The sequence below is a fragment of the Collibacillus ludicampi genome (assembly GCF_023705585.1).
Taxonomy (GTDB): domain Bacteria; phylum Bacillota; class Bacilli; order Tumebacillales; family BOQE01; genus Collibacillus; species Collibacillus ludicampi.
This window is the reverse complement of sequence record NZ_BOQE01000001.1, coordinates 1872994-1898445: the sequence shown is the minus strand read 5'-3', so window position 1 is coordinate 1898445 and position 25452 is coordinate 1872994. Positions and strand designations below refer to the sequence as shown.

The following is a 25452-nucleotide window of genomic DNA, read 5'->3' as shown; positions in this document are numbered from 1 at the left end:
CAGCCGGGTGTGGATAATGAATCACTTTGTGCACAGCGAAAATGGCTTCAAACAAAAAAGTGACCGATTCCCTACGAACCGGTCACCCTAGAACATTCAAAACTGAATTCGTTTTCCATTCATCCAATCCGTGATACTTAAATTGGCGATCGCATTTAATTCAAGCCCGTGGAATTCCCCCCTCGCGTATAAAGGGAATGCGGCCGCCGCGATCATCGCCGCATTATCCGTGCACAACGATAAAGGAGGAAAAGTCACGCGAAACCCTTCTTCCGCAGCCCTTGCGGTCAATCGTGTGCGCAACCCCTGATTGGCTGCCACTCCACCGGCGACGACCACCTTTTTGACGCCTGTCTTCTTGACGGCCCCAACCGTTTTTTCCACAAGAACATCCACCACGGACGCCTGAAAACCAGTGGCTACGTCTTCTTTTCGTAATACGTCCCCGCGCTGCTCCGCATTATGCAATGCGTTCAGTACCGCCGATTTTAAGCCGGAGAAGGAAAAGTCAAAAGACCCCTCCTCTAGCCAAGCGCGCGGAAATTCGATGGCGTTTGGATCCCCTTCCTGTGCCAATCGGTCGAGAATCGGGCCTCCCGGATACTCCAGCCCCATGGCCCGTGCCACTTTGTCGTACGCTTCCCCGACCGCATCATCGCGCGTTCTTCCCAAGAATTCAAAGTGATCATGGGATTGCATGTAGACGATTTCCGTATGCCCGCCCGAGACGACAAGCGCGAGAAGAGGAGGTTCGACCCCATCGGAGAGCACGTTGGCATAGATATGACCGGCGATATGTTGTACGCCGATCAAAGGAATCGAGCAAGCGTATGCGATCGCTTTGGCCGCCGCAATACCGACCAGGAGAGCGCCGACAAGACCGGGACCGTATGTAACGGCGATGGCCGATACGTCTTGTAAAGTCACTTGCGCTTGTTCCAACGCTTCCTCAATGACTCTCGTCACATTTTCTACATGGCGTCTGGAGGCGACTTCCGGTACCACTCCTCCGAACCGCTTGTGGATGGCCGCTTGTGAAGAGATCACATTGGAAAGGATCTCTCTCCCTCCGCGGACAACCGCTGCCGATGTTTCGTCACAACTGGTTTCCACGGCGAGGATCAAAGGTGTGCGCCCTGCTTGCATGTCTTCATGGTATTTCTTCCTGACTCGCTCTATCCATCCCATTCTTCGTACTCCTGTTCCTTGTTAAGCTACAAACTCGAATCTGCAAGAAGGTCGGAGGCAATCAGATCGGACCACATGATCAACGCATCTTCTTGGTTATCGGAATAGTATCCTTTACGAACCCCTTGGGGGGTGAATCCGAGCTTCTTATACAAATTTTGCGCGACGCGGTTCGATACCCGAACCTCCAGTGTGATTCGTTCCGCCCCTTTTAACCAGGCGATCCTCATCATATGACGCAGCAACTTTTCTCCCAGTTTGCGTCCCCGCATCTCAGGTTCAATCGCGATATTGGTAATATGGGCTTCATCCATGATCACCCACATGCCCGCATAGCCGACAACCCGTTCGTTCCATTCCACAACCACATAGTGAGCAAAATGATTGTTTTTCAATTCTCCTTCAAACGCCGATCGTGACCACGGGGTTGGAAACGAAGCATGTTCGATTTCCAGAATGCGGTCGATATCCTCCAGCACCATCCGTCGAAACGCACATTCGCTCATCGATCAGCTCCTCCCGTCCGCTGAAGCTTCCGGTGATTGCGTCTGTTTGGAGAGCCATTTGGCTTCCGCTTCCGCCAGTTGCAGATATTCGGGAGCAAAACCTGTGATATCCGCTTTCTCTCCCGCAAGCAGCCGTGGAATGCCAATGTCTAAAAGGTGACCCGCACGCACAAGGTCTAGTGCTGCACATTCGACAAAGTACGCATCATCACCGAATGCCTCTTTGATCTCCTGCCGATATGCTTGCGCGCCGTCCCCACAGAACAAAACGGACACGGGTTTCTGCGCGTTACGCCTTTCGTCCTGTCGGGAATGAATCGCCGAAAACAGTCGGTCGAGTGGGAGAAGCGAATCGGCGAGCGTCTTTCTGAAGGAACATTCCGTCCGTTCATAGAGGGCGGTATATGCTTGTTTTCGACGGGCATCGAACATCGGGCAGACGATTCCGTCGCTCGCGAGGAAATTCCTCGCCAATCCGTCCAGGCTGGAAACGCCGAGAAGCGGAATGTTGAGCGCCCATGCCATCATTTTTGCGGTGGCTACACCAATGCGCACTCCCGTGTAAGAGCCCGGGCCATGCCCGACGATGATCCCCTTCAGGTTTTCCGGTTGAATCCCGATATCATCCAGCAACACATCGATTAAAGGCATCAAACGGTTCGAATGATTCCTCTTCAGGTTTGTCGTCGCCTCGCCAAGCAAGACACCCGGTTCGCCGACAGCAACGGTGAGCGTTCCTGTTGCTGTATCCATCGCTAGGTACGGCATCGTTTCATCATCTCCTCTACCCATTCGCTTGCCCGCGGACCGCGTGCGACAAAATGCAGCGTCCGCCGATGCTCACCGTTTTTTTCAAGAGTCAGGGAGAGATAATCATCAGGCAGGCGCTCTTCGATCAGTTCAGCCCACTCGACCACGGTCACGCCTTCTCCATAAAAATATTCGTCATATCCCAAGTCTTCTTCTGCGGCATGTTTACCCAAACGATAGACATCGATGTGGTAAAGAGGGATCCGTCCCTCATATTCATGAATCAAGGTGAAAGTCGGTGAACTGACGCTTTGCCCAACGCCTAATCCGCGTGCCAGTCCCTGCGTAAATGTGGTCTTACCGGCGCCGAGATCTCCATGAAGGGTCAACACATCCCCCGGTTTTGCCAGTTCACCCAAAATCTCTGCAAATCGTTGTGTTTTCTCCGCGTCTTCTGCGATCAACGTCCACATGAAACGTCACTCCCGAAAATGAATCGCTAAAAATGACAATACCCTTTCGCCTCTATTAATCTCGGTTCCTGTCCACCACTGGTAAGCCAAACTCCTTTTTCTTTCGTTACTATCCCTATGCGTGTAAGGGAAATCCCCATTTCTCGCGCCCTCATTTGCAAGGCGGGGAACCCATCTGCGCGCGCCGTTCCAACCAGTTGATAATCTTCTCCGCCAAATAATGCGAAATCAAGCGGATCTTTTTGTACAGCGCTTGCAAAAGAACGAACTGCCGAATGAATGGGGATCGCCAACCGATCGATTTCCATCCCTACACCGCTCGCCTGTGCAATTTCGTTTAACTCGCTGGCCAGACCATCTGAGATGTCGTTGCATGAAGTACAACTCCCGCTTTGCTGCAGTAATCGTCCCAAAAGGACTTGGGGTTCGGGTCTTTGATGAAATTCGATCAGCTTGTCACGTTCCGTTACTGATACCCGATCGCCCTCCCCTTGCAAGAGCGAGAGACCGGCGGCGGAACCTCCGACCGTACCGCTAACGAACACCACATCTCCCGGTTTCGCACCGGAACGCAACAGTGCACGCCCGGTTTCCACTTCTCCGAGCAATGTAACAGAGATGACGAGACGCTCCTGTATCTTGACGATATCTCCTCCGACAACATGTGTGCCATGCTGACTGCAAATCTCCGCCACGCCTTCGTACAGGGATTCCAGTGATTCCACATGAACCATCGGCGGGATGGCAAGCGAAATCACCGCATGTTTGGGAATCCCCCCCATCGCCGCAATATCGGAGATCGAGACGGCTACCGATTTGAAACCAAGATTGTGAAAGGAGATTGTCTGTGGCAGGAAATGTACACCTTCCACCAACATATCTGTCGTCATAACCACCTGGTATCCCTCTTTGACCTGCAGAACAGCCGCATCGTCTCCGATCCCCACGATCACACTCTCATCCGGTTGTCCCAGTTTTCGTGCCAGCCGGTCGATCAAACCAAACTCCCCGATCTCCTTTATGAACATTCTCCTGCCTCCAACATTCATTGTTCCATTTATTATATCCTAAGGAAACGCACACCACCCTGATATCCTTGAAAATTAGTGCTTGGGTGGGTGTATCGCTTTGCGCTTGGGTTCGATGAAGGTCGTCATTGAGGCATATGCTTTGCGCTCATGCTCCGTGGAGGTCGTCTTGCATGGAATCATAAACAAATGTTGCAAGACGACCTCCAAGGTCGCTATTACGCGCAAAGCATATACCTCTAAATGGTATAAAGGAAGCGGAACGACCTTCAACTCACCTCTGCACCGCAAAGCGATACAACCCACCCAAAAGCCACTCCGTTTCTTGAGAAAGCCTTATACTTCTCCCGCACAAGAAACTTTTCATCCTCTGATGGTGCCGCTTGGGGCATGGGTGACTATCTTAATAATTAGTGCGATATGCTCCGTACAAATGCTACTTGCGCTATCAATGAACGGGCAAGGGACTCTGCTCAGGCAAATCTCTCATGGAGAGGCCCACGCGCCCTTTCTTCACATCGACAGAAATCACGCGCACATTGACCACATCACCCACGGAAACGACATCCATCGGATTTCTCACAAATCGGTCGGCGAGTTGCGAGATATGTACCAAGCCGTCATTTTTCAAGCCGATATCGACAAAAACGCCAAAATCGACGATATTTCTCACCGTTCCCCGCAACACCATACCGATTTCCAGATCCTCTATTTTTAAAACATCCGTGCGGAACACAGGCGGCGGGAGCTCTTCCCGCGGGTCACGCCCAGGGCGCAACAGGGATTCCATGATGTCTCTGAGTGTCGGAACACCGATTCCCAATGATGCAGACATTTGCGCTGCATCGACTCCCTTGAACTTCTCTTCGATCTCTTTCCGCACCGCAGGATTCAAGATATCTTCGGGACGGTATCCTAAAGTTTCCAGAAACTGTTCTGCCGCTTCATACGATTCTGGGTGAATGGGCGTATTGTCGAAAGGATGTTCGGCATCGGGAATGCGTAAGAAACCGATGCATTGTTGGTACGTTTTCGGACCGAGGCGAGGTACTTTGTTCAGTTCTTTGCGACGCCGAAACTTCCCGTTCTCCTCGCGATAAGCTACAATATTCTTGGCTACTTGGGAAGACAACCCTGATACGTACGATAAGAGCGAAGCCGATGCGGTATTCACGTCAACCCCTACCGAGTTCACGGCAGACTCTACCACTGCCGCCAATTGTTCCTCCAACCGCTTCTGAGAGACATCGTGCTGATACTGTCCCACACCGACCGCTTTCGGATCAATCTTGACCAACTCCGCCAACGGGTCTTGCAAACGCCGGGCAATGGAAATCGCACTCCGTTCCGCCACGTCGAGATCGGGAAACTCTTCTCGTGCCAACGGTGATGCGGAATACACGCTCGCCCCCGCCTCCGAGACGATGATGTAAACCAATTGGCGCGGAATTTCTTTTAACAGTTCCGCCACAAACAGTTCCGTTTCGCGCGATGCGGTTCCATTTCCGATCGCAATGATCTCCACACCGTGTTTCTCGATGAGACTTGTCAGGATCCGTTTGGCTTCATCCACTTTGTTCTGCGGCGGGGTCGGGTAGGTAACGGCTATATCGAGCAGTTTACCTGTTTCATCGACGACAGCCAGCTTGCAACCTGTACGGTAGGCAGGGTCGATGCCCATCACCACTTTTCCGCGGACAGGCGGTTGCAAGAGCAATTGTTTCAGATTCAAGGCGAACACGCGGATTGCCTGTTCATCCGCTTTATCTGTCAATTCTGCACGTACTTCCCTTTCCACCGACGGAGCGATCAACCGCTTGTACGCGTCGATGATCGCTTGTTGCAAATGAGGAGTGGCATCTGTTGTCCGTTCAGGCAGATGCAATTGTTGCAGGCGCGTCAGGATTTCCTCGACAGGCGCTTCGATCGACACGCGCAAGATTTCCTCCCGTTCTCCGCGATTGATCGCCAAGATCCGGTGAGGCGGGATCTTGCTCACAGGTTCTTCATATTTGTAATATTGTTCATACACGCTCTCCACTTCCGGATTGATAGCCGTGGACGTGAGAATGCCCTTGCGGAATGTCAATTCACGTACAATTTTGCGCGCTTCCATATCATCTGACACTTCTTCCGCAAAGATGTCCAGTGCTCCTTGCAAAGCTTCTTCGGCAGTGAATACCCCGCGTTCCTCCGATATGTATTGTCCGGCTTGAACGAGTACATCTCCTTGTCCATCCCGCACGAGCCATTCCTTCAGCGGTTCGAGTCCCTTTTCCCGTGCGATCGAAGCGCGAGTTTTCCGTTTCGGGCGATAGGGGCGGTAAATGTCCTCCACTTCGGTCAAAGTGGCCGCCTTGACGATTTGTACCGCCAATTCTTCCGTCATCTTCCCTTGTTCATCAATGAGTCGATACACGTCTTCTTTGCGCGTCTGCAGATTTCGCAGGCTCGTCAGTTTCTCGTCGATCTCGCGCAGTTGTTGTTCGTCCAGTTCACCGGTCATCTCTTTCCGATAGCGGGCAATAAACGGTATCGTATTGCCTTCATCGAATAAACGTATAGCCGCGGCCACCTGCTCTTTGCGGAGGTGGAGGGCTTTCGCTATCTCCAGAGCATAATCGGGTGTTTGGATAGACATAAGGTTCCCTCTCTTCATCGGATATTACCTTTATTCATTCGTTCCCATCTTGAGGTTTTCCTACTTAGAAAATGAGTACTTGGATGGATGTATCGCTTTGCGCTTGGGTTCGATGAAGGTCTTACGGGTATATGCTTTACGCTCATGCTCCGTGAAGGTCGTCTCGCATGGTATTATAATCAAATGTTGCGAGACGACCTCCAAAGTCGCTATTACGCGCAAAGCATATACCCCATACCAAAAAGGAAGCGAGCCGACCTCCAAAGTCGCTGTCTCACGCAAAGCATTACGACCACCTAAAGACACTTTTCATCCTCTAACTTACGGCATGGTTAGCAACCTTGAAAAAGACTTCGAAAATCTGTGGTGTACAGCCCTATCATAAAACGCTGCAGAAGGAATTCTAACAATAAAAAAGAGACGCGTCTAATACCACGTCTCTCACACACGAAAACATCCTAGATACGAACTTTATTTATAACCATGCGGAACAACAGATAGGGACCACTCAGGATCAGCAGATCCAACACTAGACTAGGTAAGTCCATTTTGTATACATTCACCTCAAACTCATTATATTCCCTTTGGCTGTCCCTTTGCCAACGAATATTTCACAGAAATCCATCCTTATCCCGCGAACAGGTACCATCTGCGACAATTGCCATGCAAGAAATACATCAGTCATGCTCACACTCAAGTTCTTGCACAGAATCAGTGTTTGGAAAAATTTTATTCTCTGACTTCTATACTTATGCTGTCCTTCTCCTCGTTACTGACCATCCATACGTGGATCTGGTAACTACCGGTCGGCAACCGTCTTCCCTCCATGTCTCGAAGATCCCACTCGGCAGAAAATACTCTTGAGTCACCGGGTTGGATCGTCAACATCGCGGCCACTTGGGAAAACAATCGCCCCTTATTCCATTGCCATACGAGCATGTCGTGGTTCCACACAGCGATATCAAACCGTTGCGTAGTGGAAAACGCGTAAGCGCGACTTTCCGTACTTTCGTTGTATAAACGCAAATGAAAATGGACGGTATCTCCGTATGAGTAGGTTCTTCGATCGGTTTTCACAAGCAGCATACAAAAACCCCCTGTGAAGAACGGCTTGTATGCTAGCTATATGTGACAACAAAACCGAATAGAACCAAGATCCTATTCTCCGGGTGCCGATACGACACAATGGTTACTTTTGTCTATTCGTGCAAGTTATTGGAGTCTAAGGGGATACTATAGAAAGGCTCAACATGCATGAAGGAGGAGATTCCTCTGTACGAGAAGAAAATTTCTCGTTCACAATTCGGAGCGTTCGCATATGTACTTTCCACAGCCACTTCTCTCATCTATGTCCCTACCGTTACTTTTAAGATTGCTAGACAGGACGGATGGATCTCGCTGATCTTCTCCTACATGGCCGGTATCTTTGGAATACTTATGATCCATACACTGATTCGTCATTATCCGGGAAAAACATTGGTTCAATATACCCCCATTGCGTTGGGACGAATCATCGGCAAAATCATCGGCGGCCTCTATATCTGGTTTTATTTCCATGTGGCCGTCATCATTCTTCGCGAAATTACCGATTTTACCGGCACGTACGTTCTTGATAAAACACCCGTGGTCGTTATTGTATCGCTTTTGGTGATCGTGTGCGCCTATGCCGCCTATGGGGGAGTCGAATGTTTAGGAAGACTCATGATCATCATTGCTTTCTTATCCATTATTGCGAATATATCCTTGCTGATTTTTGTTATAGAAAAACTCGACTTCGATAAGCTTCTTCCTATCTTTGATAGAAAGTTGGCACTTCCCATTATAAAAGGAAGCATCATTCCTTCTGCCTGGTTGGGCGAGATTGTCCTTATGGCCACCTATCTTCCCATGTTACAAGAAGAAAAGAAAGGGAAAAATACTCTTCTCATTATACTCACCTTTTCTGTCATGCTTCTTATGATTACTGACATCTTTGCCATCGCTGTATATGGTCTCTTAACCGCATCATTCGAATATTCCGTTTTCAATTTAGCGCGCATAATCAACATTGCCGATTTTTTTGAACGGGTGGATCCAGCCTATTTAGCCGTTTGGGTGGCCGCGATATTTGGCAAAGTCAGTCTGTTCTATCTCGCCATTGTGAAAGAAATCGCTCATTGGTTAAAGCTAACCGATTATCGAATTACGATCATCCCGGTAGGTATTTTACTGGTTATAAGTTCTGTTACTCTCTTCTCGAATACGAGCGAAATGATTCAATTCCTTAGTTACACGTTTCCTTCTTACGCCTTTATTTTCGAATATGTCATTCCCTCGTTAGTACTGATCGTTACCGGGATCAAACAACGCCTTACGCAGTCGAAGTAAAGTTAGGAAGAAGATGGGGACAACGGTTTGGATCGTCAGTTTTATCACTCATTCCATCGCTCGATCAATCGTTCCCACTCGTCTCCGTTGTTTCTTACGATCGTTATCCCTAACTCTTTCATGTGCCGCGAGTTGGGCACGTACGCATCCGTCAGGAGAATGATGTCCACATTCGCCCGTGCCGCACGAACCTGCATGACAGCTTCCTCCATTCTGCGAATCCTTTCTTCCCATTCTCCTCTTCGATAGGCATGATCCTGTTTGGTCAGAGACAAAACAAGGACATCGGGAGCAGCCTCTTCAACTGCAAACACCGCTTCTTCAACGGGCAAATCGTAACCTAGAAACTTTACTGCCGCTCCGGCAAAACGCAAAAAAAGCGCAAAGGACAACAAAGGGATATCGCTTGGTTCTCCTTCTAATGAAAAAGCGAGAAATGATCGCCTGAAAGAACCGCTCTGCTCATCACCTACGGAGACGAGCGGAAGGACTCGCATGAGCGCATGCATACGGTTTCTGATAATATGAAGCGCGAATCGTTCGTGAGCGATTCGCAGTTCACCCGTCTTGACACCTTGCCACAACATGTCTTGCAAGTCGATCATCCATTCACTGACAAATACACCGATACCGAACATAGCACTTACAAGATCCACGGTTTGCTCCGCCGCCGCATCATCCCAATGCAAGATCGCTTTTTTGAAACGATGCAACGTCTCACGATACCCATGCCTCTCATCGGATTCCGACGCGTGCGGTTCCGTTGCACCCCGTTCTCTTTCCAACTGCTCTTCCTGCATTTGTTTATAGAGGTGTACCGCTTGACCAATCGTAAATCCTTTGTTGATCTGATCGATTAACCATGCGAGTGTCTGCATGTCCTGTTCGCTATATAATCGGTGGCCCGCTTCATTGCGCATCGGGCTTATGATATCGTATCTCCGTTCCCATGCGCGCAAAGTTTCCGGCGATAAGCCGAGCTTTTGGCATACCGCGCGCATGTTATAGATCCCATGATTCCGTTCCACCATTGGTTACACCGTCTCTTTCCATTCCTTCCCCCATTGTATAATAATTCTACAAAACGCTGCACGCCACGCAAGGGAATCCCTACTCGGAACGAACAAAAAGATACGAGAAGGGAGCGGGAGAGCACAATCTCTACACCGGATTCATTCAATGGATGAACCATCGCCCCATACCCGTCATAAAGAAGGGGCTTCTCCACATACAGATGTAAAACGATCACGTGTATGTGAAGAAAGGAGACAGTCCCGTGTTCAAGACATTGTGGCAAACATTTCTTCATTGGGTACACGCTGCCGGTTATTCGGGGGTCGTTGCCGCCATGATTTTGGAGGGACTCGGGATCCCCTTCCCCGGTGATGCCGTGATGGCCTTCTACGGATTTCTCGCGGCACAAGGCCGCTTCTCCTTCCTGATCATCTGGCTGTCCGCATCAATCGGCTGTTATATAGGTTCCCTCGCCGCTTTTTTCTTCGGGCGACGTTACGGACTGCCCTTTCTCCTGCGTTTTGGACGATTTGCGCTGATACGACCGGAACAAATTAAACAAACGGAACGATTATCACGCAGATTCGGTATCTTCGTCTTGGTTTTCGGCCGTTTTCTTCCGGGAGTACGCACATTATCCAGTTATTTTGCGGCGATCGGCGGGATGTCATGGCCTACATTCTTGTGTTTTTCCCTTCTCGGCTTTTTCGCTTGGTGCTTCACCTGGGTGGGGCTGGGGGTTTATCTGGGAGAACATTGGCGCGACCTTGTCGAGATCATCAACCGCTCCCTTCTGTGGATCACAGGCTGCCTCATTGTCTGCATGTTCTTCTATCTTTGGCGTCATCGCCAAAGGTAGGTTCATTTCAGCCGCTTTTTGTAAACGGTACAAGCCAAGTCACCCGTCTTTTGCGGGTAACTTGGCTTGCTCTTTTACAACACTTGTGTACGGTTCGTCTCAACGACACGCGCTTCCGCCTTTTTCACCAGATCGCCTGTAGGCGTTGCAAAAATGTTTTTTTGTACGATCAAATCCATCGTGGATTGCACCAACGAAGGGTCAATCGGATCGACGGGATTAGCGAGTGAGAATCGTACCGTCTTGTTACCGGAAGTGATAAAGAGTAACTCCAGGTTTTTGCTCGTCATCGCTTATCTCCCCCTTATTGATTGAGTTCCGCGCGATCAACGCGCATCACACTATAGAGTGGAAGTCCTTGCAATTTGGCGAGCGCCTGAGCGACTTCAAAAATGTCCTGGTCTGTCGCCGTCGCTTTGACATTGGGAAACTCCTTCTGCTTGAGTTTGGGCTTCCCTGTAGCGTCCGTACCGGTCTGCAGTTGCAGTACGAGACTGGAGTAGCCTGCCGTTTTGTTCATGTGAAGTTCCTCCTCTTCCTTTTGTTCGGACAACTTGTACCGTCCGACAAATTAGAAGATGCGAATAACGTTAGAAAAAAGGGACAGGCCAAGAGTCACAAAGCTGTCTACACCCTAACGCCGGAAGAAAAAAGAACTCCCCTACAAAATTTCTATAGGGGAGTTGTACAGAACCTCGCTTGTCCGACCCGAAACCAAAAGCTTCCTCCAGCTCATTCTTATACTACAAATTGTCTTTTTTCAATGTGTATCTATTCTACCAATTTCTCAGCCGTTAAACCGCGAAGTTGGATCTCTTTTAAAAGCATTTGAATGAAACAATCCTCAAGTTTTAACTCGATAGCTATCTCGTAACAATCCAATAATTCTTCATTGCTTAAATACTGCAGAATGCTCATCTTTATCTAGCAAATCAGTTTAGATTCATCCAGATCGCTTTGACTTGCGTGTACAATTCCAGCGCATAGCTGCCCATTTCTCGGCCAAATCCAGACTGCTTGTAACCGCCAAATGGAACAGCTGCATCAAACGCGTTGTAACAGTTCACCCATACCGTTCCAACTTCCAACGCGTGAGCCACCCGATGAGCTTTCCTTACATCGTTCGTCCATACGCCTGCGGCCAAGCCGTATTCACTGTCATTCGCCCGGCGAATCACGTCCGCAATCTGTTCCTCATCATCGAAAGGCAGTGCAGCAACGACCGGCCCAAAAATTTCCTCTTTTACAATGGTCATATCATCCCGAACATCCGTGAAGATCGTTGGTGGCACAAAGTATCCGGGTCTGTCGAGCGGTTGACCTCCGATAATCGGAGTGGCACCTTCCTCTTTTCCTTTATTAAGGAAGTAAGATACCCGATTGAATTGTTCATCCGAAACCAGAGGACCAATCTCAGTTGATTCATCCAATCCGGGTCCCTGTTTGATTTTCGAAGCAAAACTGCTCATATCGGATAGCACGTTATCAAAAACTTTCTTGTGGACGAACAGACGCGAACCTGCACAGCATACCTGGCCTTGGTTAAAGAAGATCCCCATCAAAGCTCCCGGAATCGCTTTCGAGAAATCCGCATCCGGGAATATGATATTCGGCGATTTTCCACCTAATTCCAAGGAAACCCGCTTTAAGTTGCCTGCCGCTTGTTGCATGATCAACTTTCCAACCTCTGTGGATCCAGTGAATGCAACTTTACGGATTCGCGGATGTTGAACAATCGCAGCTCCCGCCGTCGGACCAAAACCCGATAAAATGTTGACTACACCTTCCGGAAACCCCGCTTCTTGGATTAATTGCGCTAAATAGAGAGCGGATAGAGGAGTCTGCTCCGCTGTTTTCATAATAACGACGTTACCGGTCGCCAAGGCAGCCCCGAGCTTCCATGCGGCCATTAACAGCGGGAAGTTCCATGGGATAATTTGCCCTACCACGCCAACGGGCTCACGTCGGGTATACGTGAACATATGACTGCCAACCGAATTGTCAATCACTTCACCGTGAACCTTGGTCGCCCATCCGGCATAATAGCGAAAATGATCGATCGAGAGCGGAACATCGGCATTGCGGGTCTCGCGGATGGGCTTTCCATTGTCAAGAGTATCCAGTTGCGCAAGAGCTTCCGCATGCTCTTCCATTAAGTCGGCTAATTTCCAAATCAATTTTCCGCGTTCGCTCGGTGTCAGTTTCGACCATGGACCCGCCAGAGCCCGTTCGGCCGCTTCCACCGCACGGTCAACATCGGGCTTGTCTGCCTCGTATACTTGCGCGAGTACCTCACCGGTTGCAGGATTTATGGTTTCGAACGTTTTCCCGGAAAGAGATTCGACGAACTCACCGCCGATGAATAACTTTTTGGGACCGCCTTGAAGAAAATCATGAACTCGTGGATCGATGGCAACTGCAGTAGTTGTAGTCATTTTACTCCTCTCCTCCATTTCCTTCTAGATTCGAGAAAACGCTTTCTCTTACTCTAAAGTCAAAACAATACGGCCGTTAATTTGTCCCTTCTCCATGCGGTCAAAAACTTCATTGATCTTTTCGAGAGGCTGTGTTTCGATAATCGTCTTCACTTTTCCGCGGGCTGCGAACTCCAAAGCCTCTTGCAAATCTTTTCTTGTACCCACAATCGAACCTTTCACTGTGACACCATTGAGAACCGTATCAAAGATTGGAATCGGCAATTCTCCGGTCGGCAAACCGACGACAACGAGAGTACCACCGCGTCTTACAGAACGATACGCCTGTTCAAACGCCTTTGGAGTTACGGCCACACTGACTGCGGCATGAGCACCACCGACTTGGTTTTTAATTTCTTCCACAGGATCAACAGACTTCCCGTTTACAGTAAGATCCGCTCCCAGTTTCTTGGCAAGTTCCAATTTCTCATCGTGGATATCCACCGCGATGACGTTAAATCCCATCGCTTTCGCATATTGAAGTGCCACGTGTCCGAGACCGCCGATACCATAAATCGCCACCCATTCGCCCGGTTTTGCATTCGTAACCTTCAGAGCTTTATAAGTGGTTACGCCTGCACAGAAAATGGGGGCTGCTTCTTCAAAACTGAGTTCGTCCGGGATTTTGGCGACATAGGCAGCGGGTGCCTTGCAATATTCCGCATACCCACCATCAACCGAATAGCCGGCATTTAACTGACTTTCGCACAAAGTTTCCCAACCCGTCAAACAGTATTCACATTCACCACAGGCGGAGTAGAGCCACGGAATTCCCACGCGATCCCCAACTTTGATCGAGGTTACCCCTTCTCCCACTCTTTCTACGACACCGACTCCTTCATGCCCAGGAATTAAGGGGAGTTTCGGTTTCACCGGCCAATCTCCATGAGCGGCATGCAAGTCTGTGTGGCAAACTCCACAAGCTTTGATCTTCACCAAGATCTCGCCGTAACCGATTTCAGGAATCGGCACCTCTTTAATTTCCAGGTTTTGATGAAATTGATTGACTACTGCAGCTTTCATTTTGATTCCTCCTCATAAATTGTTTTGTGTTTTTCCGCACAATACTATTTGCAAAACTCTTGCCAACCAAAAATATAAAAAAATTTATAAGATTTTTTGATTCAAGCAACGAAAACTCGGCTCTTCAGCCGAAAAAACGGCCATTGTAACGTTTTTTCGGCCTTTTAAAAATTTTTGCTAAACAGTAAAGTAACAACAAGGGGGAATCTCAATGGGAATCTTCAAATTCATGACACCCGAAATTATTTTTGGTATCAATTCTCTGAGCCAAATCGGGGAAAGCATGCTCCGGTTGGGGGCAAAAAAAGTTTTTATCGTCTCCGATCCGGGGATTGTAAATACCGGTTGGGTAGAACTTGCCATTCAATATCTAGAAGATTGTAAACTCAATTATTGCTTGTGGGCAGGAGCCACCCCCAATCCAAAGGATTATGAAGTGGAAAAAGGGGTGGACGCATACCGTGAAAGCGGTTGCAACGCAGTGATCGGCATCGGAGGCGGAAGTGCAATTGACGCCGCAAAGGCAATCGCCTTACTTGCAACCAACGGCGGAACCATCCATCAATATGAAGGAGTTGACCTGATTACCCGTCCTCTTCCTCCGATGGTGATGGTCCCTACGACCGCAGGGTCGGGTGCGGAAGTCTCCCAGTTCTCGATTATCGTTGATTCCAAGCGCAAGGTGAAAATGACGATTATCTCCAAGTCGTTAATTCCCGACATCGCTATCATTGACCCTCAAACCCTCATGACAAAAGATGCTCGTTTAACTGCAAATACCGGAATGGACGCACTTACACATGCCATCGAATCCTATATCTCTTTGGCCGCCACTCCGTTAACGGAAGAATATTCATTACAAGCGATTCGCTTAATTACCAAATACCTTCGGCCTTCGGTGGCAAGCCAACACAATCGTGAAGCAAAAGAAGCTATGGCCATGGCTAGCCTGCAAGCCGGCATCGCTTTCTCGAACGCGATCTTGGGAGCGGTCCATGCCATGTCCCATCAACTGGGCGGTTTACTGGACCTCCCTCACGGCGAAGTCAATGCGACATTACTGCCTTATGTGCTGGAGTATAATTTGATCTCTTCTCCCGAGAAGTACAAAAATATCGCCGCAGCTTTCGGGGAGAACGTGAACGGTCTCAGCTTGACAGAAGCAGCCAGACTGGCGATCAAAGCCGTAAAAGAACTGGCAAGCGACATCGGCATCCCTAATTCCCTGTCAAATGTGAACTTGAAAGAAGAACAGCTTGATTTTTTGAGCCATAATGCGGTTCATGATGCCTGTATGATTACAAATCCACGGGATATGGAGGCTTCAGATGTGAAGATGTTGTTCCGCAAAGCACTTGGGAGTGAATGCTGATGCGCGGAAAACAAGAGTTGATCGACAAGTTGATAGGGATCCAATCTTCGCGAAAAAGTTATTACAGCGAATTAAACGCCATCGTTGGAGAACTGCAGAAAAAGAATAAACAGTTAGAAGTGATTAACCGATTAACCCAGATTCATGTGGAAAAATCATGGGAAGAAGTCAGCAACTATTTAGCCGCCCAGTTTTCTCAAGTTCTTTCTTTCGACCGGTTTGTGCTGACTCTTATCGACAAATCCGAGCTCTTATTTTATATTTCTCAACCGGATGCGACGGACTGGTCTTGTCACTTCGTGAAACGATCCATTCAAACAAAGACGGCCCTATCCGTCGGAGAATTTAAAAAGTTGCTTAAAAAAGAAATGCCTGATCATTATGGCACTTCCGTTTGTTTGCAAAATCAATCGGGAAAAATATATGGATTTCTTACCCTCTTGAATCGAAATCGAGTGGAGTATCCCCGAGAGGATCTGGAACTTTATAAGACGATGGGGGAACATGTGCGAGTCTCCATCGAAAACATCCTCCTGTTTAAAGATGTGAGTGAGAAAGTCAAAATTGAAGCCCAACTGATCCAATCCGCAAAATTGGCCGCGTTGGGAGAGATGGCCGCGGGAATCGCCCATGAACTGAACAGTCCCCTGACCGCAATTCTCGGACATGTCCAGCTTCTCATGCGGGAGATTAAAGAAGGGCGCCCGGGAAAAATGTTGGAGGATATTTATCAATGCGGCCTTCGAAGCAAAAAAATCATACAAAACTTATTAACATTCTCGAGACAAGAAGAGTATCAATTCGAAACCATTGATCTTCCCGATTTGATTGAAGATGTGTTGGGATTGATCGGATATCAACTGGCTGTTTCCGGAATTTCCATTCAGAAAGACATTGATCGAACACTGCCTCCTGTTCGAGGGAGCCGCAATCAAATCGAACAGGTTTTGATCAACCTTCTTCTCAATGCAAAAGACGCCGTTCAAGAAAAAAGCGATCCGGAAATCATCATTGGAACCTGCCTTGCGAGTTTGGAGGAGCGGCCATACGTTTCGATTTATGTTCGCGACAACGGGGTTGGAATTGAAGAAGAAGATATCTCTCAAATATTCAACCCTTTTTTTACGACAAAGGAAAAAATGAAGGGCACCGGTCTTGGCCTTTCTGTGAGTCTCGGCATTGCCGAATCCCACGGAGGAAAGCTGCTGGTAGACAGCAAGGTGAATGAGTATAGTCAGTTTTCCCTCCTGCTTCCGATCCAAGAGAGTGAAGGAGTGGAATAAAGTGAAGAGCGTGCTTGTCGTTGATGATGAAATCGAAGTGACATCATTTTTTCGTTATTTCTTGGAAGATAAGAATTGTGACGTAGTGGTTGCGAATTCAGGGAGAGAAGTGGAGGATCTACTGCTCCGACATCCATCCACGTTTCATATGGCTCTCGTTGATTTGAAGCTGCCTGATGCCAATGGATTGGATTTATTATCAAAGATTAAAGCGAAATACCCTGCCTGCGAAGTCCTGATTATGACCGGTTACAGTACGGTCAAATCAGCTGTGATGGCTATTCAGGCGGGTGCGAAAGACTATCTGGAAAAGCCGTTTGATGACTTGGAGAGTCTGGAAAACATCATCAATTCCGTGTTAACTCCCCCTGTTGCCCATGATGAAAAACTGTTTACGGAAGCAGCTAAGTACGGGATTATTTTTTCGTCTTCGAGTCCCTTGCATAAAGTTCTTACCGTTGCAGAAAAGCTCGCCAAGAAAGCGATCAACATTTTGATCGAGGGAGAGACAGGAACCGGTAAGGAATTGATGGCGCGCTTCATTCACGGCTCCAGCCTGCGAGCACAATACCCGTTTGTGGGGATCAATTGCGGGGCGGTACCAGAATCCCTGCTGGAAAGCGAACTGTTCGGGCACGAAAAAGGCGCTTTTTCCGGAGCGATCAAGAGCCGCAAGGGGTATTTCGAGCTGGCGAATAACGGGACTCTCTTCCTGGATGAGATCGGAGAGGCGCCGACTTCCATCCAGGTAAAATTGTTGCGCGTATTAGAGACGGGAGAGTTTATGAGGGTAGGAAGTGAAGAGATACAAAAAAGCAATGTGCGGGTCATCTCAGCTACGAATCGAAACTTGGAATCCGAGGTTGAAAACAAACGCTTTCGCGCTGATCTTTTGTACCGGTTGGAGGGAGTGAAATTATCACTCCCCCCTTTGCGGGAAAGACGCGAAGATATTCCGTTAATCGCTCAGTACTATCTTGACAAAAAATATGGCGGCGAGTGCAGACTGGATTCGGATACCATTGAGATTCTAAAAATGTACGATTGGCCAGGCAACGTGAGACAACTCCTTAACGTACTCAATCAAACACATGTCATTCATGACTGTAAGAGATTAAGGGCGGATCATCTCCCCCAATATCTGGTTAACAGAGCGGAAAATCCAGACAAAGAGATGTCGGTTGCAAAGCAAATCGATGAATTTATCGAGAAAGAAATCCATCAATTCGTGCAAAATCTGGTCAATGGTTTAAGCCATGTCGAGCAGATGGATCTGAAAAAAATTATGAAGCGGATCAGACAAATGGAAGGGGAAATCGGAAGAAAAATAATTGAAAAAGGGTTATCCGAGACACGAGGAAACAGGCAATTGTTGAGTAAGAGATTTAACATTACAACAAGGGTCATTCGATATATCTTAAATGAAAAGTAACCACTTAAAAACATGGAAATACATGTCGTCCTTTTTGCTCAATGTTTATCCCTTTCGAAGAGAAGAAACCCACCCTTCTGTTCAAGCGGTGGGTTTCTTGGCTCTCACTTGGCGAATGTTATCGCGTGATCCTATCGGTTAGAAGAAACGTGCGACAAAAGCGACAAAATGTGCTCCCGGGTACAAAACAAGCTGTGCTAACACGGCCCCTGTTAAGCGCCCAACCGCAAGCATGACCATCGTTGTCTTTACCGTATCCATGGAAATCTTGCGGGCGATCCCGCGGTCGACGATCAACGCCGATCGAGGATCAACCATAAAGAGCAAGAGAATCGCAGCCACCGAATTAATCGCCCCCGAGAGCATATTGGCGCTCGTGACATGATCGGCCCTCAGGACACCCGCATATAAGGCGGCAATCGGCCCGACCGTGAATAACGCATATAACAGGGAATTCAGGTAATACAGATCCTTCGGGGTTTCTTTATCGCGAATATCGATTCTCTTCATCATCGCAAGAGTCGGTTTCTGATAACAACGGGCAACCTTGAGCAACCCTTCTTTTGTAGTAAAAAGATAGCGCATGACACGGAGCGCCGTCCCCCGTTCATCCATGCATTCGATCCCTAGACTATAAAAATTGACCATCGATGGCATGAGAAAGATTCCGATCGCCGTACCGACGGCCGCCCCCCACAGAATCAAACTCAGCGACCAGAAGGGATCGAACGAGTATTTTCTTGCAAAGTCGGTGATTCCACCCACCGTAGGCAGATAGATAAACGTCGTCGTGCGGGATCCGACCGTCACCATCGCATATAACGTATTGGAGATCGCCAACCGTTTCGTCCGTACCCCCGCCAGGCGAGACGCATACGCAGACGTGTCAAAAATATTGGTGAGCGCGATCAAGAAGAAAATGATGAAGAGGCGCCCGATACTGATATGTCCACCGCCAGTGATGGCGTCCAATAATCCTTGCAAATCATCCACGCTCCCATGATTCGATACCAATCGACAACAAATATTCTACAACACTCCTACTTCTGCGCCAATAAAAAAACATCGCTAAGGTTGTTCCTTAGGATGTTGCAAAATCGGGGAAGAAATAAGCGAGCGTGCTCATCACAAGCATTTCGACGCCATAAGCCAGCGCCCGTTCGTCGATATCGAAACGGGGATGGTGCAACGTCAATTCCCCTATCGATGCATAGGCAGGCATCGCTCCGAGCCACCACATACATCCGGGCACTTCTTCCAGGTAAAAAGCAAAATCTTCACTTCCCATAGACGGAGGAGCAAGTAACAGATGATTAGCTCCCACTACTTCCTCCGCGACTTGGGTGATTCTTTTCACTTCTTCGGAAGGGTTAATCAGTGCCGGATAACCCGGTCGTATGTTCAGTTCAAATCGTCCGCCATATGCGGATGTGATTCCGCCCACTATCTCTTCGATCCGCTTGGGAATTTCACTGCGTAACAGACGATTGAACGTACGGATCGTGCCCCGCATGGACACTTGGTCGGCAACGATATTCTCCGCTTTTCCGCCTTCGATCGTGCCGATCGTAACAACCGCCGGCTCAAACGGGTCCACTTGACGGGAAATCAACGGCTGCAAGCCGACAATCACTTGAGCGGCGATCTGTATGGCATCGGTCGCCATGTGCGGGTAAGCGGCATGTCCTCCCTTCCCGTGAATGGTCAGGCAAAAATCGTCTACAGCCGCCATTGCCGGACCATCGGAAACCGCTACATACCCCGTTTCAAGGGAGGGGTTGACATGTTGGGCAAAAATCACGTCAACCCCTTCGAGCGCTCCTTCTTCGATCATGGGAAGAGCCCCGCCGGGCCCCTCTTCCGCGGGCTGAAAAAGAAATCGGACATGCCCGGGCAACTCTTCACGCATCTCCGCGAGAACGACCGCAGCTCCGAGCATCATCGCAGTATGCGCATCATGACCGCAAGCATGCATACAGCCATCTACTTTGCTTTTATAAGTTACTTCTTTCTCATCTTGCATGGGCAATGCATCCATGTCGGCACGCAACGCAACCGTAGGGCCTGATCTCCGTCCGAATAAATCTCCTACTACCCCCGTTTTCGCCACACCCGTCCGTACTTCAAGTCCTAAACGCGAAAGACAGGAGGCAACGATTCCGGCGGTACGCACTTCCTGAAACGCCAATTCCGGATGGGCGTGCAGATCGCGTCTGACTCTGACAAGCTCATCGTGGATATGGACGATCGCGCGACGTACTCGATTCTGAAATCTCTTCCACTCGTACACAGAGGGATCCCCCGTTTCAGCAAAAACACATATGAAGAGGTGGTTGCTCCTCTTTCCATCCGTGCTCGTTCTCCCTGAACCGGTTGAAGAACGGCCATCACCCTCGCTTAACAAGATTGTTGCACCGCATCGACAAATGCGGAAAACAGGGAGTAAAACAAGGGATGTTTGCGCCACAAATTCTCCGGATGCCATTGTACTCCAAGAATGAAGCGGTGTTCGCGGCTTTCGAACGCCTCGATAACCCCGTCCGCCGAAACGGCAGATACGATGAAACCGGGAGCGACATCTTTCACCGCCTGATGATGAAAGCTATTGACCTTGATCTCGCTACTGCCAAGTATACTCGCCAAACGTGTACCCTCATACACGAATACATGATGGGACAGATGCCATCTGGGAGCGTTCTGCCTATGCTGAAGCACCCGCTTTTTCTGGCGGGAAAGATCCTGCCATAAGGTACCGCCCAGTGCCGCATTCAAGACTTGCATACCGCGACAGATCCCGAGGATCGGTTTGTCCCTTTCCATAAACGCCCGGACTAATCGATATTCCAAATCGTCACGCTCAGGAGAAACCTCTCCAAGACCGGGTAAGGGTTCCTCCCCAAACCGCGTAGGATCTACATCCTCTCCTCCTGTCAATACGAGTCCGTCGAGATTCTCCGCCAGTGCGTGAATCTCATCTTCTTCGTAAAGATAAGGAATCACCAGAGGAAGGACCCCCGCCTTCGCAAGAGCACTCGTATAGCCCTCACCGACAAAGACGCCCTTGACATCCGGGTTCAAATGATGAAGAAGACCCGTGAGTCCTACCCGTTTCCGCATGACGTTTCCTCCCTCTCTTCTCTGATCTTTTGATTAGCATATGTGAGAGGAAGGGAGTTACGTACTGGTTGCTTCCGCTTCATCGATCGATATCCGGACGCTGCATCCTGCGCGAAGAGACATATGCCAGTAGTCTTCTTTACTCTACCCAGGACTCTAAATAGCGGACCTGTTCCTCTGTCAATTCATCGATCTCGATGCCCCATGTCTGCAAGCGCAGTTCCGCCACGTGGCGATCCAGTTCCTCGGGGACAGAATAGACTCGGTTCTCCAATTGCCCTTGATGTTCCACAATGTAACGCAGGGACAATGCTTGCAACGCGAATGTCATATCCATGACTTCCGCCGGATGCCCGTCACCTGCCGCAAGATTCACCAATCGGCCTTCCGCCAACAGATATACTTTCCTGCCGTCGGCAAACGTAAACTCTTCGATGTTATTTCTCACTTTACGGACGTTTTTGGCCATGTTGTTGAGGTCGATTTTGTTGATCTCCACATCAAAATGGCCGGCGTTGGCAAGGATCGCACCATCTTTCATGACGTAAAAATGTTCCGCCGTAATGCAATCCTTGTTGCCCGTCACCGTGATGAAAAAGTCACCCCTTTTGGCGGCTTCGATCATTGGCATGACCTGGAATCCGTCCATCACTGCTTCGACCGCCTTGATCGGATCCACCTCGGTCACGATGACTTTGGCCCCCAACCCTTTGGCACGCATCGCCACGCCTTTGCCGCACCAACCGTAACCGATCACAACCACCGTTTTCCCTGCGACAACCAGATTCGTGGAGCGCATGATCGCATCCCATACCGACTGGCCCGTACCGTATCGGTTATCAAAAAGGTACTTGCAATACGCATCATTGACGGCGATCATCGGGAAATTCAGCTTCCCTTCTTTCTCCATCGCACGCAAACGAATGATGCCGGTCGTCGTTTCTTCCGCTCCCCCTATGATCTTCTTCGTCTGTTCGATCCGCTCATGGTGAAGCGTCGAAACGAGATCGCCCCCGTCATCAATTAAGGCATCCGGCTGAAAATCCAGTCCTTTGTTCAGATGCATTTTGTACTCTTCCGCCGTCGCTCCATGCCACGCATATACGTAAATCCCGCTATCTGCGAGTGCGGCGACCACATCGTCTTGAGTAGACAAGGGATTGGAAGCCACCATCGCCACTTCCGCACCACCCGCCTGAATCACTTTTCCGAGGTAAGCCGTTTTCGCTTCGAGATGCAGACAAATGGTCACTCTTTTTCCCGCGAATGGTTTGTCTTTTTCAAATTGTTCTTTCACCGAATTGAGCAGCGGCATATGTGCGGCTACCCAGTCGATTTTCAATTGTCCCGAAGGAGCTAATCGTATGTCGCGAATCATGGAATCATGTACGGTTTTCGACATGTTTTCACCCACTTGTAAAAGTTATCGTTACCATTTTAATTGGTTTATGACTCGGATGCTACTTTGAAAACTTTTGCTTGGGTGGGTGTATCGCTTTGCGCTTGGGTTCGATGAAGGTCGTCATTGAGGCATATGCTTTGCGCTCATGCTCCGTGGAGGCCGTCTCGCTTGGAATATGTTTAGTTGTTGCGAGACGACCTCCAAAGTCGCTATTACGCGCAAAGCATATACCCTTTAACGTCACAAGGAAGTGAGACGACTTTCAAGGTCACTCCCTCGCTACATAGAGGTATCCCCACCACCTAAGAAACCATTTCATCCTCCGTTTACAGAACCGAACATTTCTACATAGTTGCCGATTGGTTGATCTAACACCGGATCCCAAAGCGGTTTTTGCGGGTTGGCTCGGCCTATGAGCACGAGCGCACGGGCGTGTTCCAACTCCTTTTTTTGCAAGACTGGCATATGATCGCGAACCACGCGGTATTTCCAATAGCCGTCCTGGTATGTGGATGCTTTCTTCTGCAATACACCGAGAAAACATAGAACATCGAGGTAATCCAGCAGGACATAATGTTCCGGGTGCACGTAACGTTGTATGGAGTTTCGGTTCTTTTCCGCCAGTCGTCTCGCCGAAGCGGTGAGAGTGATCTTAAACCCGATGTCCAATGCATACACGATACCGCTGTCACGTAACAATTCTTGCACCTGCCGGAAAGAGAACGATTTCCCGCTTCGTTCGTGAATCAAACGGACGTAAAGTAACATCTGCCAGATGAAACGCGGGACTTGAAAGACAATGTCATTGGCAACCGGCAGATTGAAAAAGGGAGACCAAATCTTCTCGACAGAAACTTCCTTTCGCAAACTTTCCCATATGCTACGTGCCACAGGTATGGAATCGGGCTGGCATTTAAAAGCACGTACCCGTTCCGTCTGGATGGCAAGTTGACGGGAAGCCGCATATCGATGAAACAGATCATAACCATACCGTTCGTTTACACGTTCGCACCATACCTGCTCGGGGGCGGCAAGCGCTTGCTGATGGAGCCGGATCTGTTGTTGGCGTGCTGTTTCTTCTTGATCCATCATGTACTTCTGTTTCTCTAGAAGCATGCGAGCATGTTCCCTATTTTCTTTTAGAAACAGACAGTCTTCTTTCAACATCAAACCGTCTTTCCAATCGATATGCGTTAGCGCCGTTGACCAAGAGCGATAGGCGCCGTAAATCACGGATGAGCCTTGACGCGGAAAAACCCCGCGCAAAAGGGTAAAGCAATCTTCGTTCGGATCATAGAAGCTTAGACTCCCGAGAATCTCGGTGTACTTTCCGAATTCTTCCCTTACGAGCGCTGCATAGATCCATTCGAAAGGTGCCGGATCAAGAGCGGCACGTATCATTCCATCAAACGAAAACCATTCAACCGGTGTTTTCTTGCCATTACGATCTCGCTGGTGCCCTTTGTTTTGCAACAGGTTTTCACCGAAAACCCAGATGTCGCATACACCCATCTGCCGATAGGATGCCCTGCGTTCCAGGAACTCCTTCTCCGGAATCCTCACTCTTTGGTACTCGAAAACGTAGGCACGTCCATCCCGATCCTCAACATAAACATCAGCGATTCGCTCTCCATTGGGCAGGCGATACTCCATTTCAATCCGAAGGGCTTGCGGAAACCAGCGAACCGCTTGTTCGTACAGTCTCATTTTGCCGAGAATATGTTCCCTTGTTTCAGGCTCGTTCTTTGAAATCATGCACAGATTGCCGCTAGGATGACGAAAATGACGAAATCTGACCGTTCCCCATACGAGCGTTAATGGCAAACCGCAATATGGACAGGAAAAGAGTCCTTCTTTGTCCCAAGCTTTTAATTCTTCTCGCTTACCGTCCCACCGTGGGTCACAAAGAAGAATCTCCTGTTCTCCCATCAGCGCCCGTTGCATGATGCATACCTCCGTACAGTCGTCTCGCCTTGTATCCTACCATACTTTAAAAAGTAATGTAACAGTTATCTATAAGAATACTGTTTTATTTGACTGGGAAATACAGGATATTTTTATAACGAATAATAATACTATGATAAAACTGAAAATTTTGTGAAGCATGTCGACTTCTGTCTACTTTTGTTCTATACTACAAATCAGTAGCCCATTTGTAATAAAAATGTTTTCATAGAATTTTCGTGAACTGGAAAGGAGTTTCGTACCATGAAAAGACATGCACTGCGTTATTTTGATGAACTAAAACCTCGACTCTTTTGGAAAGGGGATCGCGTCCGTGTGCAGGGCACGAATGATAAGGGAGAAGTCATTAAAACCGACGGTGTCTATGTTCATGTCAAGTGGGATCCCGGAGTAGACCGCGGCGAGATTTACTTGTGGAACAGTCTTGAGAAGGCAGAGTAGGCCTATAGAAGTCTGATAATTTATGCGATTCCGCCTATAAGATCATGTGAAAAAAAGGACAAGCAAGGCTCGCACGCAAAAAACGCCAAATGATACTCGTTTGTATCAGATGGCGTT

24 protein-coding genes are annotated in these 25452 nt (G+C 48.8%); 6 read left to right on the top strand and 18 right to left on the bottom strand.

Features of this window, described 5'->3' with window-relative positions:
* Window positions 1-96: 96 nt before the first annotated feature.
* The 7 genes from tsaD to DNHGIG_RS09545 form a co-directional block, all read right to left on the bottom strand.
* Window positions 97-1188 (bottom strand): tRNA (adenosine(37)-N6)-threonylcarbamoyltransferase complex transferase subunit TsaD, encoded by a 1092-nt coding sequence (gene tsaD / locus DNHGIG_RS09575; protein WP_282199423.1) that lies wholly within the window; start codon window positions 1186-1188, stop codon window positions 97-99.
* A gap of 26 nt (window positions 1189-1214) precedes the next feature.
* A complete protein-coding gene (rimI, locus tag DNHGIG_RS09570; RefSeq protein ID WP_282199422.1) occupies window positions 1215-1694 on the bottom strand; it encodes a ribosomal protein S18-alanine N-acetyltransferase in 480 nt (159 codons plus the stop codon).
* Between the two features lie 3 nt (window positions 1695-1697).
* The gene (tsaB, locus tag DNHGIG_RS09565) at window positions 1698-2462 is read right to left on the bottom strand and encodes a tRNA (adenosine(37)-N6)-threonylcarbamoyltransferase complex dimerization subunit type 1 TsaB (RefSeq protein ID WP_282199421.1); all 765 of its coding nucleotides are present in this window, start codon (window positions 2460-2462) and stop codon (window positions 1698-1700) included.
* Window positions 2450-2917, bottom strand: a complete 468-nt coding sequence (gene tsaE / locus DNHGIG_RS09560; RefSeq protein WP_282199420.1) for a tRNA (adenosine(37)-N6)-threonylcarbamoyltransferase complex ATPase subunit type 1 TsaE — start codon at window positions 2915-2917, stop codon at window positions 2450-2452. The genes tsaB and tsaE overlap by 13 nt, the downstream gene beginning before the upstream one ends.
* Window positions 2918-2943: 26 nt before the next feature.
* Window positions 2944-3945 (bottom strand): thiamine-phosphate kinase, encoded by a 1002-nt coding sequence (gene thiL, locus DNHGIG_RS09555; RefSeq protein WP_282199419.1) that lies wholly within the window; start codon window positions 3943-3945, stop codon window positions 2944-2946.
* A 448-nt stretch (window positions 3946-4393) separates the two neighbouring features.
* Entirely contained in the window at window positions 4394-6586 is a 2193-nt protein-coding gene (locus tag DNHGIG_RS09550; protein WP_282199418.1) for a Tex family protein, read from the bottom strand.
* Window positions 6587-7315: 729 nt separating this feature from the next.
* Window positions 7316-7672 (bottom strand): BsuPI-related putative proteinase inhibitor, encoded by a 357-nt coding sequence (locus DNHGIG_RS09545; RefSeq protein WP_282199417.1) that lies wholly within the window; start codon window positions 7670-7672, stop codon window positions 7316-7318.
* A gap of 168 nt (window positions 7673-7840) precedes the next feature.
* Between DNHGIG_RS09545 and DNHGIG_RS09540 the strand changes: the two genes are divergently transcribed.
* A complete protein-coding gene (locus DNHGIG_RS09540; protein ID WP_282199416.1) occupies window positions 7841-8953 on the top strand; it encodes a GerAB/ArcD/ProY family transporter in 1113 nt (370 codons plus the stop codon).
* A 44-nt stretch (window positions 8954-8997) separates the two neighbouring features.
* Here the strand turns inward: DNHGIG_RS09540 and DNHGIG_RS09535 are convergent, their stop codons facing one another.
* Window positions 8998-9984 (bottom strand): MerR family transcriptional regulator, encoded by a 987-nt coding sequence (locus DNHGIG_RS09535; protein ID WP_282199415.1) that lies wholly within the window; start codon window positions 9982-9984, stop codon window positions 8998-9000.
* A gap of 245 nt (window positions 9985-10229) precedes the next feature.
* On the opposite strand from DNHGIG_RS09535, the gene DNHGIG_RS09530 reads away from it, so the two are divergent.
* Window positions 10230-10826: a DedA family protein gene (locus tag DNHGIG_RS09530; protein ID WP_282199414.1), complete on the top strand. Its 597-nt coding sequence runs from the start codon at window positions 10230-10232 to the stop codon at window positions 10824-10826.
* A gap of 74 nt (window positions 10827-10900) precedes the next feature.
* Here the strand turns inward: DNHGIG_RS09530 and DNHGIG_RS09525 are convergent, their stop codons facing one another.
* The 5 genes from DNHGIG_RS09525 to adhP form a co-directional block, all read right to left on the bottom strand.
* Window positions 10901-11116, bottom strand: a complete 216-nt coding sequence (locus tag DNHGIG_RS09525) for a DUF2922 domain-containing protein (RefSeq protein ID WP_282199413.1) — start codon at window positions 11114-11116, stop codon at window positions 10901-10903.
* A gap of 14 nt (window positions 11117-11130) precedes the next feature.
* Window positions 11131-11346 carry a DUF1659 domain-containing protein gene (locus DNHGIG_RS09520; protein ID WP_282199412.1) on the bottom strand — a complete coding sequence of 72 codons (216 nt, stop codon included), beginning with the start codon at window positions 11344-11346 and terminating at the stop codon, window positions 11131-11133.
* Window positions 11347-11597: 251 nt separating this feature from the next.
* On the bottom strand, window positions 11598-11744 hold the full coding sequence (gene sda / locus DNHGIG_RS09515) for a sporulation histidine kinase inhibitor Sda (RefSeq protein ID WP_282199411.1): 147 nt from the start codon (window positions 11742-11744) through the stop codon (window positions 11598-11600).
* 14 nt (window positions 11745-11758) lie between these two features.
* Window positions 11759-13261 (bottom strand): aldehyde dehydrogenase family protein, encoded by a 1503-nt coding sequence (locus tag DNHGIG_RS09510; RefSeq protein ID WP_282199410.1) that lies wholly within the window; start codon window positions 13259-13261, stop codon window positions 11759-11761.
* 48 nt (window positions 13262-13309) lie between these two features.
* Entirely contained in the window at window positions 13310-14323 is a 1014-nt protein-coding gene (adhP, locus tag DNHGIG_RS09505) for an alcohol dehydrogenase AdhP (RefSeq protein ID WP_282199409.1), read from the bottom strand.
* Between the two features lie 211 nt (window positions 14324-14534).
* On the opposite strand from adhP, the gene DNHGIG_RS09500 reads away from it, so the two are divergent.
* The 3 genes from DNHGIG_RS09500 to DNHGIG_RS09490 are packed head-to-tail and all read left to right on the top strand — an operon-like array spanning window position 14535 to window position 18410.
* The gene (locus DNHGIG_RS09500) at window positions 14535-15695 is read left to right on the top strand and encodes an iron-containing alcohol dehydrogenase (RefSeq protein ID WP_282199408.1); all 1161 of its coding nucleotides are present in this window, start codon (window positions 14535-14537) and stop codon (window positions 15693-15695) included.
* Window positions 15695-16978: a sensor histidine kinase gene (locus DNHGIG_RS09495; RefSeq protein ID WP_282199407.1), complete on the top strand. Its 1284-nt coding sequence runs from the start codon at window positions 15695-15697 to the stop codon at window positions 16976-16978. The genes DNHGIG_RS09500 and DNHGIG_RS09495 overlap by 1 nt, the downstream gene beginning before the upstream one ends.
* A gap of 1 nt (window position 16979) precedes the next feature.
* Complete coding sequence (locus DNHGIG_RS09490) at window positions 16980-18410, top strand: sigma-54-dependent transcriptional regulator (RefSeq protein ID WP_282199406.1); 1431 nt, start codon at window positions 16980-16982, stop codon at window positions 18408-18410.
* Between the two features lie 138 nt (window positions 18411-18548).
* Here the strand turns inward: DNHGIG_RS09490 and DNHGIG_RS09485 are convergent, their stop codons facing one another.
* From DNHGIG_RS09485 to DNHGIG_RS09465, 5 genes are all read right to left on the bottom strand, one after another.
* Window positions 18549-19394 carry a lipid II flippase family protein gene (locus DNHGIG_RS09485; RefSeq protein ID WP_282199405.1) on the bottom strand — a complete coding sequence of 282 codons (846 nt, stop codon included), beginning with the start codon at window positions 19392-19394 and terminating at the stop codon, window positions 18549-18551.
* 97 nt (window positions 19395-19491) lie between these two features.
* Window positions 19492-20700 carry a M20 metallopeptidase family protein gene (locus DNHGIG_RS09480; protein WP_282199404.1) on the bottom strand — a complete coding sequence of 403 codons (1209 nt, stop codon included), beginning with the start codon at window positions 20698-20700 and terminating at the stop codon, window positions 19492-19494.
* 107 nt (window positions 20701-20807) lie between these two features.
* Window positions 20808-21527: a gamma-glutamyl-gamma-aminobutyrate hydrolase family protein gene (locus DNHGIG_RS09475; protein WP_282199403.1), complete on the bottom strand. Its 720-nt coding sequence runs from the start codon at window positions 21525-21527 to the stop codon at window positions 20808-20810.
* A 139-nt stretch (window positions 21528-21666) separates the two neighbouring features.
* Window positions 21667-22929: an adenosylhomocysteinase gene (locus DNHGIG_RS09470; protein WP_282199402.1), complete on the bottom strand. Its 1263-nt coding sequence runs from the start codon at window positions 22927-22929 to the stop codon at window positions 21667-21669.
* A 315-nt stretch (window positions 22930-23244) separates the two neighbouring features.
* The gene (locus DNHGIG_RS09465; RefSeq protein WP_282199401.1) at window positions 23245-24873 is read right to left on the bottom strand and encodes a competence protein CoiA; all 1629 of its coding nucleotides are present in this window, start codon (window positions 24871-24873) and stop codon (window positions 23245-23247) included.
* Between the two features lie 264 nt (window positions 24874-25137).
* Here DNHGIG_RS09465 and DNHGIG_RS09460 point away from each other — a divergent pair, with 264 nt between their 5' ends.
* The gene (locus DNHGIG_RS09460; protein WP_282199400.1) at window positions 25138-25335 is read left to right on the top strand and encodes a hypothetical protein; all 198 of its coding nucleotides are present in this window, start codon (window positions 25138-25140) and stop codon (window positions 25333-25335) included.
* Window positions 25336-25452 lie beyond the last annotated feature (117 nt).

Bases quoted from the DNA above. Each gene is read 5' to 3' on its own strand.
- tsaE (WP_282199420.1), bottom strand. From the start codon at position 2,917: ATGTGGACGTTGATCGCAGAAGACGCGGAGAAAACACAACGATTTGCA.
- tsaD (WP_282199423.1), bottom strand. From the start codon at position 1,188: ATGGGATGGATAGAGCGAGTCAGGAAGAAATACCATGAAGACATGCAA.
- DNHGIG_RS09470 (WP_282199402.1), bottom strand. From the start codon at position 22,929: ATGTCGAAAACCGTACATGATTCCATGATTCGCGACATACGATTAGCT.
- rimI (WP_282199422.1), bottom strand. From the start codon at position 1,694: ATGAGCGAATGTGCGTTTCGACGGATGGTGCTGGAGGATATCGACCGC.
- DNHGIG_RS09475 (WP_282199403.1), bottom strand. From the start codon at position 21,527: ATGCGGAAACGGGTAGGACTCACGGGTCTTCTTCATCATTTGAACCCG.
- DNHGIG_RS09545 (WP_282199417.1), bottom strand. From the start codon at position 7,672: ATGCTGCTTGTGAAAACCGATCGAAGAACCTACTCATACGGAGATACC.
- DNHGIG_RS09550 (WP_282199418.1), bottom strand. From the start codon at position 6,586: ATGTCTATCCAAACACCCGATTATGCTCTGGAGATAGCGAAAGCCCTC.
- DNHGIG_RS09510 (WP_282199410.1), bottom strand. From the start codon at position 13,261: ATGACTACAACTACTGCAGTTGCCATCGATCCACGAGTTCATGATTTT.
- adhP (WP_282199409.1), bottom strand. From the start codon at position 14,323: ATGAAAGCTGCAGTAGTCAATCAATTTCATCAAAACCTGGAAATTAAA.
- sda (WP_282199411.1), bottom strand. From the start codon at position 11,744: ATGAGCATTCTGCAGTATTTAAGCAATGAAGAATTATTGGATTGTTAC.
- DNHGIG_RS09500 (WP_282199408.1), top strand. From the start codon at position 14,535: ATGGGAATCTTCAAATTCATGACACCCGAAATTATTTTTGGTATCAAT.
- DNHGIG_RS09495 (WP_282199407.1), top strand. From the start codon at position 15,695: ATGCGCGGAAAACAAGAGTTGATCGACAAGTTGATAGGGATCCAATCT.
- DNHGIG_RS09520 (WP_282199412.1), bottom strand. From the start codon at position 11,346: ATGAACAAAACGGCAGGCTACTCCAGTCTCGTACTGCAACTGCAGACC.
- DNHGIG_RS09540 (WP_282199416.1), top strand. From the start codon at position 7,841: ATGAAGGAGGAGATTCCTCTGTACGAGAAGAAAATTTCTCGTTCACAA.
- DNHGIG_RS09465 (WP_282199401.1), bottom strand. From the start codon at position 24,873: ATGCAACGGGCGCTGATGGGAGAACAGGAGATTCTTCTTTGTGACCCA.
- DNHGIG_RS09525 (WP_282199413.1), bottom strand. From the start codon at position 11,116: ATGACGAGCAAAAACCTGGAGTTACTCTTTATCACTTCCGGTAACAAG.
- DNHGIG_RS09535 (WP_282199415.1), bottom strand. From the start codon at position 9,984: ATGGTGGAACGGAATCATGGGATCTATAACATGCGCGCGGTATGCCAA.
- thiL (WP_282199419.1), bottom strand. From the start codon at position 3,945: ATGTTCATAAAGGAGATCGGGGAGTTTGGTTTGATCGACCGGCTGGCA.
- DNHGIG_RS09460 (WP_282199400.1), top strand. From the start codon at position 25,138: ATGAAAAGACATGCACTGCGTTATTTTGATGAACTAAAACCTCGACTC.
- tsaB (WP_282199421.1), bottom strand. From the start codon at position 2,462: ATGCCGTACCTAGCGATGGATACAGCAACAGGAACGCTCACCGTTGCT.